The sequence below is a fragment of the Herbaspirillum sp. SJZ099 genome (assembly GCF_007828355.1).
GTDB lineage: Bacteria > Pseudomonadota > Gammaproteobacteria > Burkholderiales > Burkholderiaceae_D > Herbaspirillum.
In genome coordinates this window covers 1-18,246 of the sequence record NZ_VIUO01000003.1, presented here as the reverse complement: position 1 = coordinate 18,246, position 18,246 = coordinate 1, and the positions used below count along the sequence as shown (strand labels likewise).

General features: G+C 62.2%; 13 protein-coding genes and 1 pseudogene. 8 read left to right on the top strand and 6 right to left on the bottom strand.

What is annotated here, in order from left to right; all coding sequences use genetic code 11:
* Nucleotides 1-11 precede the first annotated feature (11 nt).
* Entirely contained in the window at nucleotides 12-1,235 is a 1,224-nt protein-coding gene (locus FB597_RS07920) for a YbfB/YjiJ family MFS transporter (protein WP_255517110.1), read from the bottom strand.
* 203 nt (nucleotides 1,236-1,438) lie between these two features.
* On the opposite strand from FB597_RS07920, the gene FB597_RS07915 reads away from it, so the two are divergent.
* Nucleotides 1,439-2,302, top strand: coding sequence for a LysR substrate-binding domain-containing protein (locus tag FB597_RS07915; RefSeq protein WP_144769472.1), 864 nt, complete (start codon nucleotides 1,439-1,441; stop codon nucleotides 2,300-2,302).
* A gap of 309 nt (nucleotides 2,303-2,611) precedes the next feature.
* Here FB597_RS07915 and nhaR read toward each other — a convergent pair whose 3' ends face one another.
* Nucleotides 2,612-3,526: a transcriptional activator NhaR gene (nhaR, locus tag FB597_RS07910; protein ID WP_144769065.1), complete on the bottom strand. Its 915-nt coding sequence runs from the start codon at nucleotides 3,524-3,526 to the stop codon at nucleotides 2,612-2,614.
* A 141-nt stretch (nucleotides 3,527-3,667) separates the two neighbouring features.
* Here nhaR and FB597_RS07905 point away from each other — a divergent pair, with 141 nt between their 5' ends.
* A complete protein-coding gene (locus tag FB597_RS07905; RefSeq protein WP_144769063.1) occupies nucleotides 3,668-3,985 on the top strand; it encodes a zf-TFIIB domain-containing protein in 318 nt (105 codons plus the stop codon).
* A 41-nt stretch (nucleotides 3,986-4,026) separates the two neighbouring features.
* Entirely contained in the window at nucleotides 4,027-4,992 is a 966-nt protein-coding gene (locus FB597_RS07900; RefSeq protein ID WP_141914276.1) for a TerC family protein, read from the top strand.
* A gap of 304 nt (nucleotides 4,993-5,296) precedes the next feature.
* Here FB597_RS07900 and FB597_RS07895 read toward each other — a convergent pair whose 3' ends face one another.
* Both FB597_RS07895 and FB597_RS07890 read right to left on the bottom strand, forming a co-directional pair.
* Complete coding sequence (locus tag FB597_RS07895) at nucleotides 5,297-5,866, bottom strand: NADPH-dependent FMN reductase (RefSeq protein ID WP_141914273.1); 570 nt, start codon at nucleotides 5,864-5,866, stop codon at nucleotides 5,297-5,299.
* Between the two features lie 133 nt (nucleotides 5,867-5,999).
* Complete coding sequence (locus FB597_RS07890) at nucleotides 6,000-7,172, bottom strand: multidrug effflux MFS transporter (protein ID WP_144769061.1); 1,173 nt, start codon at nucleotides 7,170-7,172, stop codon at nucleotides 6,000-6,002.
* Nucleotides 7,173-7,316: 144 nt separating this feature from the next.
* Between FB597_RS07890 and FB597_RS07885 the strand changes: the two genes are divergently transcribed.
* The 5 genes from FB597_RS07885 to FB597_RS07865 all read left to right on the top strand — a co-directional run bounded on the left by FB597_RS07885 (nucleotide 7,317) and on the right by FB597_RS07865 (nucleotide 17,467).
* Nucleotides 7,317-8,186 carry a LysR family transcriptional regulator gene (locus tag FB597_RS07885; RefSeq protein ID WP_141914270.1) on the top strand — a complete coding sequence of 290 codons (870 nt, stop codon included), beginning with the start codon at nucleotides 7,317-7,319 and terminating at the stop codon, nucleotides 8,184-8,186.
* A 134-nt stretch (nucleotides 8,187-8,320) separates the two neighbouring features.
* Nucleotides 8,321-9,061 (top strand): transposase, encoded by a 741-nt coding sequence (locus FB597_RS07880; RefSeq protein ID WP_144769059.1) that lies wholly within the window; start codon nucleotides 8,321-8,323, stop codon nucleotides 9,059-9,061.
* Nucleotides 9,062-9,237: 176 nt separating this feature from the next.
* Complete coding sequence (locus tag FB597_RS07875; RefSeq protein ID WP_144769057.1) at nucleotides 9,238-13,914, top strand: glutamate synthase-related protein; 4,677 nt, start codon at nucleotides 9,238-9,240, stop codon at nucleotides 13,912-13,914.
* 102 nt (nucleotides 13,915-14,016) lie between these two features.
* Nucleotides 14,017-15,480 carry a glutamate synthase subunit beta gene (locus tag FB597_RS07870; protein WP_144769055.1) on the top strand — a complete coding sequence of 488 codons (1,464 nt, stop codon included), beginning with the start codon at nucleotides 14,017-14,019 and terminating at the stop codon, nucleotides 15,478-15,480.
* Nucleotides 15,481-15,673: 193 nt separating this feature from the next.
* A complete protein-coding gene (locus FB597_RS07865) occupies nucleotides 15,674-17,467 on the top strand; it encodes a M61 family metallopeptidase (protein WP_144769053.1) in 1,794 nt (597 codons plus the stop codon).
* Nucleotides 17,468-17,671: 204 nt separating this feature from the next.
* On the opposite strand, the pseudogene FB597_RS20565 reads toward FB597_RS07865, so the two are convergent.
* Nucleotides 17,672-17,767, bottom strand: a pseudogene (locus FB597_RS20565) (LysR family transcriptional regulator); the annotation flags it as partial.
* A gap of 16 nt (nucleotides 17,768-17,783) precedes the next feature.
* On the bottom strand, nucleotides 17,784-18,107 hold the full coding sequence (locus tag FB597_RS07860; protein WP_144769051.1) for a multidrug efflux SMR transporter: 324 nt from the start codon (nucleotides 18,105-18,107) through the stop codon (nucleotides 17,784-17,786).
* Between the last annotated feature and the right edge of the window lie 139 nt (nucleotides 18,108-18,246).

Genomic DNA, 18,246 nt, shown 5'->3' with positions numbered 1-18,246 from the left:
GCGCGCCGGAGTCAGGCCGCCTTGTGTTCCAGTTTGTGGCTCAGCGTCAGCCTGTAATAGAGGACGGCGCCGACCAGCAGGGCCGCCACCGCCACGCACAGCGATGGCGTAAACGAGCCGCTGCTGTGCACCAGCGCGGTCGCCAGCGGCGGGCCGGCGATCTGGCCGATGCCGTAGGCGGCCGTCATCAACCCCATCAGGCTGCTGGCATGCGATTGGCGCAGGCGTCGCGCCTCGCGCATCGCAAACAGCGTGATGGCAGTGAAGGGCAGGCCCAGCAGCAGGCAGCTCAATGCGAAGCCGATGGCATTGGGCAGCAAGATGGAGAGCGCAACGCCTGCGGCTTGCATGATGTAACTGCAGGCCAGCAGCAGGCGCTGGTCGCCATGCACCGGCAGGCGCGTCGCGCCGAAGGCGCCCAGCGCCACGCCGAAGCCGAAGATGGGCCAGAAGAAGTCCGGCCAGTTCGATCCCGGCAAGGCCTGGCGGGCGATCACCGGCAGGAAGGTGGCGGTGATGATGTAGCCGAAACCGGCCATGCCATAGGCGATCACCTGCTGGCGCACTTCGCGCTTTTGCGCGGGAGATTCCTGCCGGGCGTCCTGGGTTTGCGCGGCGGCGGGGCCGGCTTGCGCCTGGCCGGCATCGAAGTTGAACGTCTTCCAGACCAGGGCCGTCAAGGCCAGCGAGATGAGCGCGAATAAGATCCAGCCGGAAGCGGCCAGCCAACCGGCCGTCACCATGGCGCCGGTGAGCAGGCCGCTCAATGCGATGCCGATGCCGGGACCGCAGAAGATCACGCCGCCCAGCTCGGGATGCTTCAGTTGCGTCAGCTGCTGCAGGCACCAGCCGGCGGTATAGACGAACACATAGGCGCTGGCCACGCCTGACAGCAGCCGCAACCCCAGCCACATCGCATCCTCGTGCAGCAAGCCCATGCCCAGCGTGAGCAGGATGGTGGCGGCCAGGCCGCCGCGTATCAGCGGCACCGGCTTGTTGCTGCGATGGAAGGCGCAGAGCATGGCGCCGATGAAGTAGCCCAGGTAATTGGCGGTGGCCAGCCAGCCGCCCATCTGCAGGTTGAGGCTGCCTTCATGCAGCATCATCGGCAGCAGCGGCGTGAAGGCGAAACGGCCGATGCCCATCGCCACCGACAGGGTCAGCATGCCGGCCAGGCAGACTTTCCAGGCCGTGGCGCGGCTGGCCTGCGCCGGAGCGTGCGCGGCGGCACTCATGCGCCGGCTCCTTGCACGGCGGTGCTGGGGAATGAGGCAGGGGTGCTGCATAAGATGGGGAAGCGCTGGCGCGGATGCCTGCGGCTGCAATGGCAAATCATGGCGGATGCATATTCTTATTGACGAGGATGTCTATGCTATCTTGTTTCATGCATTCGAAAAAATGAATAATAAGAATGACTTCATCTTCAATGGAGATTGAAATGGAACTGGCCGAACTGGAAATCTTCCGCGCCGTGGTGGCCGAAGGCGGCATCACGCGCGCCGCCGAAAGGCTCAACCGGGTGCAATCCAACGTCACCACGCGCATCAAGCAATTGGAGGAATCGATTGGCGTGCCGCTGTTCGTGCGCGACCGCCGCCGCATGGTGTTGACGGCGGCCGGGCAATCCATGCTGGATTACGCCGAGCGCATTCTCGACCTGGTGCAGGAGGCGCGCCAGGCGGTCGCGCCGCAAAGTCCGCGCGGGCGCTTGCGGATCGGTTCGATGGAGAGCGCCGCGGCCAGCAGGTTGCCGGCGCCGCTGGCCGAATTCCATAGCCGCTGGCCGGAGGTGAGGCTGGAGCTATCTACCGCCCCCACCGAAACGCTGGTGGCCCAGGTGCGCGATTTCAAGCTCGACGCCGCGCTGGTGGCCGGGCCGATCGATGATCCCGCCTTCGACGCCACGCCCCTGTTCAAGGAAGAGCTGCTGCTGGTGGCGCCGAAGAGCCATCGCCGGGTGCGCTCGCCGGACGATGTCATGCTCGATACGCTGATCGTCTTCGAACAGGGGTGCACCTATCGCCGCCATGCGGAAAACTGGTTTTCCTCTGCCGGCAAGGGGCGGCGGCCTGGCCGTACGCTGGAGTTGGCGTCTTATCATGCCATTCTGGCATGTGTGGCCGCCGGCGCCGGTGTGGCGGTGGTGCCGCGCTCGGTGATCGATATGCAGAATGAGCCGCGCGGTTATTCGACCTATTCGCTCGGCAAGGATGGGCGTATCACCACTTATCTGATCAGTAGACGAGAACAATATTCGTCGTCTTTTCTGGTATTGCGTTCTTTACTTATGGCGTGCGTTTGATATATTGAACCCAACCATGGCGGCGGCAATTTTTCTTGCTTGCGTCATATGAAGATGGCGTAACAATTTGTAAAAAACGCTGCGCCACAACATCGATTTTCATATATTGAAGTTCCCCCTCCATTCTCCCCCCCGAGAATGGGATTTACCCCACGGACTGCAAAGTACGTGGGGTTTTTCTTTTGTACTTTTCGTTTTTCTTGCCTTGGGTGTCCGCGCCAGGACTGGCTTTGCAGCCGATATGGAAATGTGTGCGGGAACATCGAAGAAGAAGGCGTCGGCGCGATATCGTTTTCATCGGCAAGCGGGTTATGCGTGCGAACTGCCGACGATGAGGTTGTCACGGGCTGCCGACTGGATGGCGAGCACCGCCGGATGCGTGAGTTTGCGTTCTACCGAGATGGCGTAGAACTGTTCCCTGACGGCATCGGTCTTGCCTATTTGCACGAGGCCATATTGCTTCCTGACTTGCGCGGCGATGGCTGTCGGCGCGGCAAAGATGCCGGTGCCGGCGTCACCGAAGGCCAGCAGCAGGGCGCCGTCATCGAATTCGCCGGCAATTCTGGGGCGGATCTTTTCCTTCTCGAACCAGCGCAAGAGGCGCGGGCGTACCGCCGCATCCTCGCCTGGCATCAGGAACGGCGCGCCGTCCAGGCTGTGCGGAAAGCCCTTCTTGTAGCGCCTGGCCAGCTCGGGCGTGGCGAAGAAGCTGGTATCGCATTCACCCAACAGGTGGTGGTAGCCGCGCACATCGACATTGGCGGGCATGGGGCTGTCGGCGATGATGATGTCGAGACGATGAATGGCCAGTTCGGCCAGCAGCGCATCCAGCTTGCCTTCGCGGCAGACGATACGGATCGGTTCCTCCATCGACAACGCGGTTTCCAGCAGCAGGTAGGCGATCGCCTTGGGCACCGCGTCGGCCACCCCCACGCGCAGTTGCAGCGCGCGGCCGCCGGGGCGGAAGCGCAAGGCTTCTTCCAGCTCTTCGCCCACGGTAAAGATGCGCTCGGCGTAATCGAACACCATTCTTCCTTCGTCATTCAATTCCAGCCTGCGTCCGACGCGGTTGAACAACTTGTATCCTATGTTTTCTTCGAACAGCGTTAGCTGGCCGCTGATGGTTTGCGCGGTCAGGTGCAAGCGTTCGCCGGCGCGCGCTACGCTGCCGGTCTTGGCGACGGTCCAGAAATAATGAAGATGTTTGTAGTTGAGCGAGGGCATCTTGGTATCATCGGTTTTCTCGATCGATTATCTCAGAATATTCGAATTTTCATTCGCATCGTTTTCTCCTAAAGTGGCGTGTCATCGGCGGCGTCCACATCGGACGCCGGCCATATTGTGGTTGCCATCAAGGAGCGACGAATGAAATGTCCTGTGTGTACAACGACTAATCTGCTGATTTCGGAGCGGCAAGGCATCGAGATCGATTATTGTCCGCAATGCCGCGGCGTGTGGCTGGATCGCGGCGAGCTCGACAAGCTGATCGAGCGTTCCGCAGCCAGCGCCATGCCGGTCGCAGCCCCGGCGGCGCAGCGCCAGGCGCCGCCGCAGCAAGCCTATGACCCGCGTTTCGGGCATGGCGGCCAGCCGCATCGCGATGGCTATGGCGCCGGATCGCAAGGCTATGACCACCGGCGCAAGAAAAAGGGGGTCCTTGGCGAGATCTTCGATTTCGACTGATGCACGCCTGGAATCCGCAATCCAATGAAAAGGGGTAAAAAGTGAGCGGCGTAGAGAGTTTCGCAAGCGGCCCGATGTGGCTGGGTTTCATCGTATTTGTGCTGGGCATGCTGGCGCTTGACATGTTTGCGCTGGGCGGACGCCGCGCGCACCGTGTCTCGCCCAGGGAGGCGCTGGGGTGGTCGCTGGCATGGGTATCGCTGGCGCTGTTGTTCGCCGGCCTGATGTGGTGGTACCTGGATGCGAACGTGGGGCGCGAGTTCGCCAACCAGAAGGGGGCTGAATTCCTCTCCGGTTACCTGATCGAAAAGGCGCTGTCGGTCGACAACATCTTCGTATTCCTGATGATCTTCAGCTACTTCGCGGTGCCGCCCGAGATGCAGCGTCGCGTGCTGCTGTACGGCGTGCTCGGTGCGATCGTGATGCGGGCGGTGATGATCCTGCTGGGCGCCTGGCTGATCGCGCAGTTCAGCTGGATTCTTTACCTGTTCGGCGCTTTCCTGGTGTTTACCGGCGTGAAGATGCTGGTGTTCGCCGACAAGGAACCCGATCTTGGCGACAATCCGCTGCTGCGCTGGCTGCGCGGCCACCTGAAGATCAGCAAGGAATACGACGGCGAGAAGTTTTTCACCGTGCAAAACGGCGTCAAATATTTCACGCCGCTGATGCTGGTCTTGTTGCTGATCGAACTTTCCGACCTGATTTTCGCGGTGGACAGCATCCCGGCCATCTTTGCGATCACCAAGGATCCGTTCATCGTCTTCACCTCGAACATGTTTGCCATCATGGGCCTGCGCGCGCTGTACTTCTTGCTGGCCGACTCGGCAGAGCGCTTCCATTTGCTCAAATATGGCCTGGCGCTGGTGCTGCTGTTTGTCGGCGTGAAGATGCTGGCGGCCTACTGGTTCCACATTCCAGTGGTGTGGTCGCTGGCGGTGGTGGGGGCGATCCTGCTGGTGTCGATCATCCTGAGCCTGCTGCTGTCGCGCGACAAGAGAGAGGCCTGAAGCCTTACTGTCGTCAAACCAATCAAGCCATTGAACCGGCCGGAGCGATCCGGCCGGTTTTTTTATTTCACGATGACCCTGACTCCAGCGCCCCGCGCCGGATCAGGTGGCCGACGCTTCATTGTCGAAATTCTGAAGCGGGATGAGAGTATCGGTTCCTGGACGCATACTGCACTGCCGTGCTGCAATTCGACGCGGTGTTCGTTGGGGCCGTAGCGCCACAGAGTGCAGCAGAGTGCGGCGGTGTCGCGCTGGAATACGGGCCAAGCGGAGAGGACTCAGAGCATGACCCGGCCACCGCAATTTAACGACGATTGTCGATCGAACTGCCGTCGAGGTTTTCCGCACATTGTTTGCAATAGGCGGAAAAGTCGCTGAGAAATGCTTCGGCCTTGGTGCGATTGGCCTCGGACCTGAGGATCTCGGCGACTCGCTCGGGCTCTTCATTCATCACTGGAACCCGCAACAAGAGATCATTGTTGAAACAGGTGCTGATCGTGGACAGCACAGTTCGCAATGCCGCGAGCATGTCATCCCCGCGGGGAGATGCGTGGACCAATGCGATCGGTTTTCCGATAATCTGTTCGCCTGAAACAAGCCAGTCAATGGCGTTCTTCAGGCCGCCCGGTATGCCGCGAATGTACTCTGGGCTGGATATGAGCACCCCATCGCTCTTCGCAATGTGCGCTATGAATTGTTTGACGCTGTCAGGATGTTCCAGGCCGTCAAAGTCAGGCGAAAAGATCGGTAATTCGCCAATGCTGGCGTACACATCTATCGCTACATCTGACGGTGCAATGGCCTGAAGAGACATCAGTAGCGCCGTATTTGTCGACCTGCGGCGAACGCTACCTGAGATGGCAAGAATTTTCATCGGGGCAGGCTACCATGGGCAGCTCAGAGTGAAACCATCATTTTTGCCGTTCCGGCAGGGTTTATCCTGTCGCAGGCCGTGTCTTCTTTGCCACCGCCTGCAGATGCCGAATGGCCGAACCGGGGCCGGCTATTCAGGCTTCGCCCATCCGGCGTCCAGGCCGTGGCAGACAGGTTGACAGCGCGATCAGGCCGAGCACCAGCACCGCGCCGCCAAGCACGCCAAGGCCGGTGCCGAAGGCCGCACTGATGCCCATCGCCGCCAGCGCGGCGCTGCCGATCTGGCAGAACCCTACCAGTCCCGATGCAGTGGCCGCATGTCCGTGCTCGCTCGCAATGGCTCCGGATACCGCCAGCGACAATGACGAACCATTGGCGAGACTGACCAGGCACATCGGCAGCACCACGGCTGCCGCGCCATGCAGCCCCAATGCGAACACGGCCAAAAATGCCACGCCGCCAAGCATGAAACACATGACGCCGGCGGCGAGGATGCGGTCGTAGGGCCAGCGATCAAGCAACCGCTTGGTCAGCAGGTTGGCGCCGATGATGCCGGCCGTCAGCGGCAGGTACAGCCAGCCGCTTTGTTCCTCGCTCAAGCCTTGGCGCGCGAAAAGAAACGGCGATTGGGTCAAGTAGGCGAACCAGGCGCAATAGATCGCACAGACCACCAATGTATAGCGGCGAAAAGTTCGGTCGCGCAGGACATGGCTGAAGCCGTTAAAGGGAGACGTTTGGGTGCGGGCATGGCGGGGGAGCGTTTCCGGCAGCAGCATTATCGCCATCAGTAGCGCCACGACACCGAACGCGGCCACGAACAGGAAATCGGCGCGCCAGCCGAAGGCTGCTGCCAAGTGCCCGCCGATGGCCGGCGCCAGGGCCGGCGACAGCGACACCAGCGGATAGATCACCGCATAGACCTTGGCGGAGGTGCGCTTGTCGCAGGTGTCGGCGATCAGGGCGCGTCCAACGACAAGTCCGGCGGCCGCGCCCACTGCTTCAAGCATGCGCCATGCCAGTAATCCGTTGTAGGTGGCTGAGGTCGCACACCCCACCGAGCCGATGATGTAGAGGATGATGCCGGCAAGCAGTACGGGCTTGCGGCCATTGCGATCCGATAGTGGCCCGTAGGCCAACTGTGCCATTGCCAGCGCCAGGAGGTAGAACGAGATTGTCTGCGGCATCTGCCAGTCGGCGACGCCGAACTCGGTGGTCATGCTTGGCATGGCGGGCAGATAAACGTCCGAAGCAATCAGGCCGAAGGCGCTCAGCATGGCGACAGTCAGGATGAACGGTAAGCGAGGCATGGCAGCTCCCCGCAGCCAGGCGGGCTGGCTGCGCGTCAAAGGGTCAAAAGGAAGAGTGCCATGTTACGGAGATACCTTTCATGTGAAAATGCATAAAATGGCAGCCTGTAGCTGCATATTTGCAGCATTGGAAAATGGAGCGGTATGAACTGGGACGACGTGCGGATATTCTTGGCAATTCAGCGTGCCGGCACCTTGCGCGGGGCGGCGCAGCAGCTGGCGATCGACCAGACTACAGTGGGCCGGCGTCTGGCCGGATTGGAGCGGGCGCTGGGCAGCCGGCTGTTCCTGCGCACCACTGGCGGCTTGGTGCTGACCGACACCGGCCTGGAAGTGTTGCGCATGGCCGAGGAAATGGAGCACATGGCTGTCTCCTTTGAGCGCCGCGGCGAGGGGGCCGACGCGCGCGTGGCCGGAGAGGTGCGCGTGACCACCACGGACGCGTTAGCGGTGGACTTCGTGGTTCCGGCCATTGAACGCCTGCGAGCCAGCCATCCTGAGGTGCGGGTGATCCTGAGCACCACGACGCGGCTGCTCGACCTGGCGCGGCGAGAGGCCGACATTGCCGTACGTACCTTGCGGCCAGAGCAACCTGACTTGATTGTTCGCCAACTCGGTTGTTGGGATGTGGGCCTGTACGCAACCCGGACTTATCTGGCTAAGCATGGTGAACCGCAGCCCGGAGATGGCTTTGCGAGCCACGACATTGCGCTCTACCAGGATGGGGTAACCGGCCGGCAGGACAACACGCTGGCAGGTGAATCCAGGGCGCAGGGGCGCGTGGTTGCCGAACTGGATTCGAGTCTGATGCTCACGACCTTCGTGCGCGCCGGCCTGGCCATAGGCGAGTTACCCGAGTATCTGGCCCAGCGCGATCCCGCGCTGGTACGGCTATGGCCGGAGCGCCGGCGGGCCAAGCCCTACGAGGCGTGGCTGGTGTTGCACCAGGACTTGGCGCGCACGGCCAGGGTGCGTGTCGTCGTTGAGGCGATCACATCGGTTTTCGGCGATTAAAGGGCCGGCAATATTCCCCCATACAGTGCGACCCGGTTGTCTTTTGCAAAGCTTGTGACAAATCCTTGCTAATAATTGGGGACGGAGTGCATTAGAATGTCGACTTCGCCACCCGGCTCCGAGTGAGTAGTCCCATGGCCCGCCTTCCGCGTCTCGTCGTTCCCCATCAGCCCCATCACATCATCCAGCGCGGCCATGACGGCCTGGCGGTCTTTCGCGACACCGAAGACCATCTGGCCTTTCTGGGCTGGCTGAAGGAGGCCTCGCGCCAGTTCAAGGTCGCTGTCCACGCCTATGTGCTGATGCCTGACCACTTGCATTTGCTGGCCACGCCAGTCGATGAGCAGGGGTTGGCACGAATGATGCAGTGGATAGGGCGTCACTACGTCCCTTATTTCAACCAGAAGCACGGGCGCAGCGGAACGCTGTGGCAGGGGCGTTATCGCGCCACCGTCGTGGATGCCGAGCAGTATCTGCTGGCCATCTGCCGCTACATCGAGCTCAATCCGGTGCGCAATGGGTTGGCCAGCGGCCCCGGCGAGTATCCGTGGTCCAGTTACATGCATCACATTGGCGCAAAGCAGGATGGCCTGATCACCGACCATCCGGTGTATTGGTCGATTGGCAACACTCCGTTCGACCGTGAGATCGCCTATCGGCAACTGACGGAAGAGGGGTTGGCGCAGGACGACATCGTGCGCATCACCGATGCCACGCTCAAGGGCTGGGCGCTGGGATCCGACGAGTTCAAGCTGGCGCTGGAGCGCCAGACGCATCGCCGCGTCAGTCCCGCCAAGCGCGGCCGGCCGGCAAGCGCCAAGCCGCAGGCCGGCGAGGAGTCGGCGCATCAGGAACAGGAAAAGCAGCGGTTTTAAAAATAATCCTTACAGATCAATGGCTTGGTTCTTATTTAATTACTGCGTCCCCAATTAAAAATTCCTAAAATCTTTGTGGAATTTAATTTTACTCAGACCCCTTTTATTCTTGTTGAAGTATTGGGTGCACTGCACTATTCTTCAATTCCTTACTGTCAATGTGGTGGAGTACCGATATGCACGCGCAAGGCCTTTACGACCCAGCAAATGAACATGACGCCTGTGGCGTCGGATTCATCGCCCATATCAAGGGCAAGAAAACCCATTCCATCGTTGACCAGGGATTGCTGATTCTGAAGAACCTGGACCACCGGGGCGCCGTGGGCGCCGACCCGTTGATGGGTGACGGCGCCGGTATCCTGATCCAGATTCCCGACCAGTACTACCGCGAAGAAATGGCCAAGCAGGGCGTGGACCTGCCGCCGCCGGGCGAATATGGCGTGGGCATGGTGTTCCTGCCCAAGGAAAACGCCTCGCGTATCGCCTGCGAGCAGGAAATCGAACGCGCCGTGCTGGCCGAAGGCCAGATCGTGCTGGGCTGGCGCGACGTGCCGGTCGACCGCGACATGCCGATGTCGCCCACCGTGCGCGAAAAAGAGCCGGTGATCCGCCAGATCTTCATCGGCCGCGGCCCGGACGTGATGGTGACCGACGCGCTGGAGCGCAAGCTGTACGTGATCCGCAAGTCGTCCGGCCACGCCATCCAGGCGCTGAACCTGCTGCACGGCAAGGAATTCTTCGTGCCCTCGATGTCGGCCCGCACCGTGGTCTACAAGGGCCTGCTGCTGGCCGACCAGGTCGGCGTGTACTACAAGGACCTGCAGGACGAGCGCTGCGTCTCCGCGCTGGCGCTGGTGCACCAGCGCTTCTCCACCAACACCTTCCCCGAGTGGCCGCTGGCCCACCCGTACCGCCTGATCGCCCACAACGGCGAAATCAACACCGTCAAGGGCAACTTCAACTGGATGCGCGCGCGCGAAGGCGTGATGCAGTCGGCCGTGCTGGGCGCGGACCTGAAGAAGCTGTTCCCGCTGATCTATGAAGGCCAGTCCGACACCGCCAGCTTCGACAACGCGCTGGAGCTGCTGGTCATGGCCGGCTATCCGCTGCCGCAGGCGATGATGATGATGGTGCCCGAAGCCTGGGAAAACCACACCGCGATGGACGACAACCGCCGCGCCTTCTACGAATACCACGCCGCCATGATGGAGCCGTGGGACGGCCCGGCCGCGCTGGCCTTCACCGACGGCCGCCACATCGGCGGCACGCTGGACCGCAACGGCCTGCGCCCGGCGCGCTACATCGTCACTGACGACGACCTGGTGGTGATGGCGTCCGAATCGGGCGTGCTGCCGATCCCTGAATCCAAGATCATCCAGAAATGGCGCCTGCAACCGGGCAAGATGTTCCTGATCGACCTCGACGCCGGCCGCATCATCGACGACAAGGAACTCAAGGACACCTACGCCAACGCCAAGCCCTACAAGCAATGGATCAACTCGGTGCGCATCAAGCTCGACGAGCTCAAGAACGAGCCGCGCGAGCCGTCTTCCAAGCTGCCGCTGCTGGACCTGCAGCAGGTGTTCGGCTACACCCAGGAAGACACCAAATTCCTGATGGCGCCGATGGCCACCGGCGGCGAAGAGGCGATCGGCTCCATGGGCAACGACTCGCCGCTGGCGGTCATGTCCAACAAGAACAAGACGCTGTACAACTACTTCCGCCAGCTGTTCGCGCAGGTGACCAACCCGCCGATCGACCCGATCCGCGAAGCGCTGGTCATGTCGCTGGTGTCGTTCATCGGCCCCAAGCCCAACCTGCTCGACACCAACAACATCAACCCGCCGATGCGGCTGGAAGTGTCGCAGCCGGTGCTGGACTACGACGACATCGCCAAGCTGCGCAACATCAGCGCGCACAGCGGCGGCAAGTTCAAGTCCTATGAACTGAACATTTGCTATCCGGTCGCCTGGGGCAAGGAAGGCATCGAAGCGCGCCTGGCATCGCTGTGCGCCAAGGCGGTCGACGCCGTCAAGTCGGGCCACAACATCCTGATCATCTCGGACCGCAAGGTCGACGCCGACCAGTTGCCGATCCCGGCGCTGCTGGCCACCTCCGCGATCCACCAGCACCTGGTCAGCAAGGGCCTGCGGACCTCCACCGGCCTGGTGGTGGAAACCGGCTCGGCCCGCGAAACGCACCACTTCGCGCTGCTGGCGGGCTATGGCGCCGAAGCCATCCACCCGTACCTGGCGATGGATACCCTGTCCGAAATGGCGCGCGGCCTGCCGGGCGACCTGTCGCCGGAAAAGGCCATCTACAACTTCCAGAAGGCGGTCGGCAAGGGCCTCCTGAAGGTCATGTCCAAGATGGGCATCTCGACCTACATGTCCTACTGCGGCGCGCAGATCTTCGAAGCCATCGGCCTGTCGAAGTCGCTGGTGGACAAGTACTTCAAGGGCACCTCGTCCAATGTCGAAGGCATCGGCGTGTTCGAAGTGGCCGAGGAAGCGCTGCGCCTGCATACCGCCGCCTTCAGCAACGACCCGGTGCTGGCCAATGCCCTGGACGCCGGCGGCGAATACGCCTTCCGCATCCGCGGCGAAGAGCACATGTGGACGCCGGACGCGATCGCCAAGCTGCAGCATTCGACCCGCTCCAACAGCTACAACACCTACAAGGAATACGCCCAGCTCATCAACGACCAGTCCAAGCGCCACATGACGCTGCGCGGCCTGTTCGAGTTCAAGATCGACCCGTCCAAGGCGATCTCGATCGATGAAGTGGAGCCGGCCAAGGAAATCGTCAAGCGCTTCGCCACCGGCGCCATGTCGCTCGGATCGATCTCGACCGAAGCGCACGCCACGCTGGCCATCGCGATGAACCGCATCGGCGGCAAGTCCAACACCGGCGAAGGCGGCGAAGACGTCAACCGTTACCGCAACGAACTGAAGGGCATCCCCATCAAGCAGGGCGCGACCCTGGCGTCGGAAATCGGCAAGGACGTGATCGAAGTCGACATTCCCCTGCAGGAAGGCGATTCGCTGCGTTCGCGCATCAAGCAGGTGGCATCGGGCCGCTTCGGCGTCTCGGCCGAGTACCTGATCTCGGCCGACCAGATCCAGATCAAGATGGCGCAGGGCGCCAAGCCCGGCGAAGGCGGCCAGCTGCCGGGCCACAAGGTGTCCGACTACATCGCCAAGCTGCGCGTGTCGGTGCCGGGCGTGGGCCTGATCTCGCCGCCGCCGCACCACGACATCTACTCGATCGAAGACCTGGCGCAACTGATCCACGACCTCAAGAACGTCAACCCGCGCGCTTCGATCTCGGTCAAGCTGGTTTCGGAAGTGGGCGTGGGCACCGTGGCCGCGGGCGTGGCCAAGGCCAAGTCCGACCACGTCGTGATCGCAGGCCATGACGGCGGCACCGGCGCATCGCCGCTGTCCTCGATCAAGCACGCCGGCTCGCCATGGGAACTGGGCCTGGCGGAAACCCAGCAGACCCTGGTGCTCAACGGCCTGCGCAACCGCATCCGCGTGCAGGCCGACGGCCAGATGAAGACCGGCCGCGACGTCGTCATCGGCGCCATGCTGGGCGCCGACGAATTCGGTTTCGCCACAGCGCCGCTGGTGGTCGAGGGCTGCATCATGATGCGCAAGTGCCACCTCAACACCTGCCCGGTGGGCGTAGCCACGCAAGACCCGGTGTTGCGCGCCAAGTTCTCCGGCAAGCCGGAGCACGTGGTCAACTTCTTCTTCTTCATCGCCGAAGAAGCGCGCCAGATCATGGCCCAGCTGGGCATCCGCAAGTTCGACGAGCTGATCGGCCGCGCCGACCTGCTGGACCGCAGCAAGGCGATCGCGCACTGGAAGGCCCGCGGCCTGGACTTCACCCGCATCTTCCACCAGCCGCAATCCTCGATGCCGGTGTACCACACCGACAACCAGGACCACGGCCTGGACAAGGCGCTGGACCACAAGCTGATCGCGCAAGCGAAGATCGCTTTGGAAAAGGGCGAGAAGGTTTCCTTCATCTCCCCGATCAAGAACCTGAACCGCACCGTCGGCGCCATGCTGTCGGGCGAAGTGGCCAAGCGCTACGGCCATGAAGGATTGCCGGATGACACCATCCACATCCAGCTGCAAGGCACTGCGGGCCAGTCGGCCGGCGCCTTCCTGGCGCACGGCGTGACGCTGGACCTGGTGGGCGAAGGCAACGACTACGTCGGCAAGGGCTTGTCGGGCGGGCGCATCATCGTGCGTCCCAACACCGAGTTCCGCGGCCGCGCCGTGGACAACATGATCTCCGGCAATACCGTGCTGTACGGCGCGATCAATGGCGAAGCCTTCATCAACGGCGTGGCCGGCGAACGTTTCGCGGTGCGCAACTCCGGCGCCATCGCCGTGGTGGAAGGCACGGGCGACCACGGTTGCGAATACATGACCGGCGGCACCGTGGTGGTGCTGGGCAACACCGGCCGCAACTTCGCAGCCGGCATGTCGGGCGGCATCGCCTACGTCTACGATCCGGACGGCGACTTCGCCGGCAAGTGCAATACCGCGATGGTGACGCTGGAGAAGGTCTTGTCCGACACCGAACAGGAAGCGTCGCTGGACCGCAGCGTGTGGCACAGCCTGGAACGCGGCGGCGTGCGCCAGACCGACGAGGCCATCCTGCGCGGCTTGATTGAACGGCACTTCAAGTACACCGGCAGCACGCGCGCGCGCTACCTGCTGGACAACTGGGCGGCATCGCGCACCAAGTTTGTGAAGGTTTTCCCGACCGAATACAAGCGTGCGCTGGCCGAACTGGCCGTTGCTGCCGAAGCCAAGAAGGAAAAGGTCGCCGCCTGAGCGGCGGTCTTTTCGGATCAATCAAGTACACAAGCACGTCGGCGGGCGCTGCGGCATTGAATCGCCGCCCGTCGCATCCTTAGCGAGAAATGTGAGAGGAAAATGGGAAAAGCAACCGGTTTCATGGAGTACCAGCGCCTGAAAGAGGCGAGCGAAGCGCCGTCGGCGCGCACCAAGCATTACAAGGAATTCGTCCTGCACCTGACCGAAGGCGACGCCAAGATCCAGGGCGCGCGCTGCATGGACTGCGGCATTCCGTTCTGCAATAACGGCTGCCCGGTCAACAACATCATTCCGGACTGGAACGACCTGGTCTACCGCGGCAACTACAAGGAAGCGCTGGATACGCTGCACTCGACCAACAACTTCCCCGAGTTCACCGGCCGCATCTGCCCGGCGCCGTGCGAAGCCGCCTGCACGCTGGGCATCAACAACGACGCCGTGGGCATCAAGTCGATCGAGCATTTCATCATCGACAAGGGCTGGGAAAACGGCTGGGTGGTGCCGCAACCGGCCGCCGTCAAGACCGGCAAGAAAGTCGCCGTGGTCGGCAGCGGTCCTGCCGGCATGGCAGCGGCGCAACAGCTGGCGCGCGCCGGCCATGACGTGACTGTGTTCGAGAAGAGCGACCGCGTCGGCGGCCTGCTGCGTTACGGCATTCCCGACTTCAAGATGGAAAAGTCGCACATCGACCTGCGCGTCGAGCAGATGAAGGCCGAAGGCGTGACCTTCCGCACCGGCGTGTTCGTCGGCAAGGATTTCCCGGAGACGGTCAATAACTGGTCCAAGGAAACCGTGTCGCCGGACGAGCTGAAGAAGGAGTTCGATGCCATCGTCATCGCCGGCGGCGCCGAGCAGCCGCGCGACCTGCCGGTTCCCGGCCGCGAGCTCAAGGGCGTGCACTTCGCCATGGATTTCCTGCCGCTGCAAAACAAGGTCAATGCCGGCGACAAGCTGAAAAACCAGATCATGGCCACCGGCAAGCACGTGGTGGTGATCGGCGGCGGCGATACCGGTTCGGACTGCGTGGGCACCTCCAACCGCCACGGCGCCGAATCGGTGGCCCAGTTCGAACTGATGCCGCAACCGCCGGAAACCGAGAACAAGCCGATGGTGTGGCCGTACTGGCCGACCAAGCTGCGCACTTCTTCCTCGCACGAAGAAGGCTGCAACCGCGACTGGGCGGTGGCCACCAAGCGCCTGGAAGGCAAGAACGGCAAGGTCGAGAAGCTGATCGCCGCCCGCGTCGAATGGAAGGACGGCAAGATGCAGGAAGTGCCGGATTCGGAATTCGAAATGAAGGCCGACCTGGTGCTGTTGGCGATGGGCTTCGTCTCGCCGGTGCAGCAGGTACTGGACGCCTTCGGCGTCGAGAAGGATGCGCGCGGCAATGCCAAGGCGACTACCGATGGCGAAGGCTGCTACAAGACGTCGGTCGACAAGGTGTTTGTCGCCGGCGACATGCGCCGCGGCCAGTCGCTGGTTGTTTGGGCGATCCGTGAAGGCCGCCAATGCGCCCGTGCAGTCGACGAGTTCTTGATGGGCGCATCGCTGCTGCCGCGCTGATGCCGGCCCGATAACAAGTTTGCTTCATTTGACCCTGGACCCGGACAGACGCAAGTCTGTCCGGTTTTTTTTCGTCCGTGCGGGCAAAGCCGCGGAGGCGCCACGCAGTCCCGCAGAGGCGGGCGCTCAAGTAAAATAATCCCATTCACCGCACAGGCGCATGCGCAATGATGCGCAGGCTTACAGGACCCATATGGCTACTCCTATCCGCTACACCATTACCTCCAACGATCCGGCATCCCACGTCTATGACGTCACCGTCACGGTCGATCGGCCTGCGGCCGAGGGCCAGGTCTTTACGCTGCCGGCATGGATCCCGGGCAGCTACATGGTGCGCGAGTTCGCCAAAAACATCGTGCGGCTGCGCGCCGAGTCCGGCGGCAGGAAGGTGGCCGTCAGGAAGCTCGACAAGCACACCTGGCAAGCCGCCGCCTGCACATCGGCATTGACGCTGAGCTACCAGGTCTATGCCTGGGACTTGTCGGTGCGCACCGCGCACCTGGACCGGACCCACGGCTTCTTCAACGGCACCAGCGTGTTCCTGGCCGCGCGGGGTTTCGAGCAGGGCCGGCACGTGGTCGACATCCGCCGCCCGGAAGGCGATGCCTTCAAGCGCTGGCGCGTGGCCACCGCGATGCCGGAACTGAAAGCCAGGCGCTATGGCTTCGGCACCTATGTGGCGCAAAACTATGATGAATTGATCGATCATCCGGTCGAGCTTGGCGACTTCGCGCTGGCCAGTTTCAAGGCGCATGGCGTGCCGCACGATGTGGTGATCACCGGCCAGGCGCCCAATCTCGACATGGTCCGCCTGTGCGACGATCTCAAGAAGATCTGCGAGGCGCAGATCGCGTTCTTCGAGCCCAAGAGCAAGCGCGCGCCGATGTCGCGCTACGTCTTCATGACGCTGGCGGTGGGCGACGGCTACGGCGGCCTGGAGCACCGTGCATCGACCGCGCTGATCTGCGCGCGCGCCGATTTGCCGGTCAAGGGCAAGCCGGAACAGACCGACGGCTACCGCACCTATCTCGGCCTGTGCAGCCATGAGTACTTCCATACCTGGAACGTCAAGCGCATCAAGCCGGCGGTGTTCGCGCCGTACGACCTGCGCCAAGAAAACTACACCTCGCTGCTGTGGCTGTTCGAAGGCTTCACCAGCTATTACGACGACTTGTTCCTGGTGCGCACCGGCGTGATCGATACCGGTGCCTACCTCAATATGCTCTCCAAGACCGTCACCGGCGTGCTGCGCGGCAGCGGCCGCAAGAAGCAGAGCGTGGCCGAGTCCAGTTTCGACGCCTGGGTAAAGTATTACCGCCAGGACGAGAATGCGCCCAATGCCATCGTCAGCTATTACACCAAGGGCTCGCTGGTGGCGCTGGGGATGGACCTGACGATACGCAAGCAAACGCGCGGCCGCCGTACCCTGGATGATGTCATGCGCGGTTTGTGGAGCCGTTACGGGCGCGATTTTTATGAAGGCGGCGCGCGCGGGCAGGGCGTGCCGGAGGATGACATCCTGGCGCTGTTGGAAGAATTCAGCGGCGCCGACCTGGGGCGCTTCTTTGAACGCTGCATCCGGGGCACGGAAGACGTGCCGCTGGCCGAGCTGTTGCCGGACTTCGGCGTCAGCTACGACGATGCGCCGTCGAAGGACGCCAAGCCCTGGCTGGGCGCGCGCATCGCCAAGGACGGCGGCGACGCCAAGCTGGCCAGCGTGTACGAAGGCAGTCCGGCCGCGCAGGCAGGCTTGTCAGCCGGCGACAAGCTGGTGGCGCTGGATGGTTTGCGCGTGCCGGCCACCGGCCCGGACGGTTTGTTGTCGCGCTATCGCATCAACGATACCGTGCGCGTGCATGCCTTCCGCCGCGATGAGCTGATGGAGTTTGTCGTGCGCCTGAAAGCCGACGCAGCGCCGCAGGTAAAGCTGGCCGCGCTGGGCAAGCCGGCGGCAGTGGTGCGCCAGCGTCAATCCTGGCTGGAATGACCGCTTATGGCCGGTTCCTGGGTGAACCGAATCCGGGATTGGCGGCCATGGAGCGCGGCGTAACGGCCTGGGTCGGCTTTCAGGCCGGCCGGGCAAACAAAGGTCAGCGTCGTGCTCATTGCGTTTCCTCCTGTTGAAGAAAAGCGGCTGGTGCGACCGCTCGGCCAACGCCGGATGATCCCCAGGCCCGCCTGACCGATGCAGCGATTCGATGGCCTGAACGCGCTCGATGAATCGTGTCAGTACGTCGGATGGCTCGCCTTCAAGATGCTGGAGGTATGTCGTCAATGGCACTTTCCTTTGCATAGCGTTGTTCTTACGCGGCAGCTTCTGAGAAGCGCAATCCGATGATTCCGATGAGCGTCAGGCCAAGGAAGCAGGCGCGGAGCCAGTTCATCTCATCCTGAAATACCAGCGTCCCCACAAGAACCAATCCAATCGTTCCGATACCCGTCCAGATGGCGTAAGCCATTCCAATCGGTAATGAGCGTAAAGCCAGTGCCAGCAAGTAGATGCTGCCCAGCCCAGCCATCACGGCGATGATGCTCGCCCCTGACTTCGTCCAGCCCGCATTCAGTTTGAGGGAAAGTCCCATCACGATTTCCAGGGCTGCGGCAAGAAACAAATAAGTCCACGCCATGATCTCAGTCCTCGATGGAGGCAGACTGTTCATTGGCCGCACGGGATGACCTGACCTGAAAAAACTGGTCCGACTTGAAATTTCATATGCTATTGAAAAGGAGAGTCAGACCATGCCGAAAAAGCGATTCACATCCGAA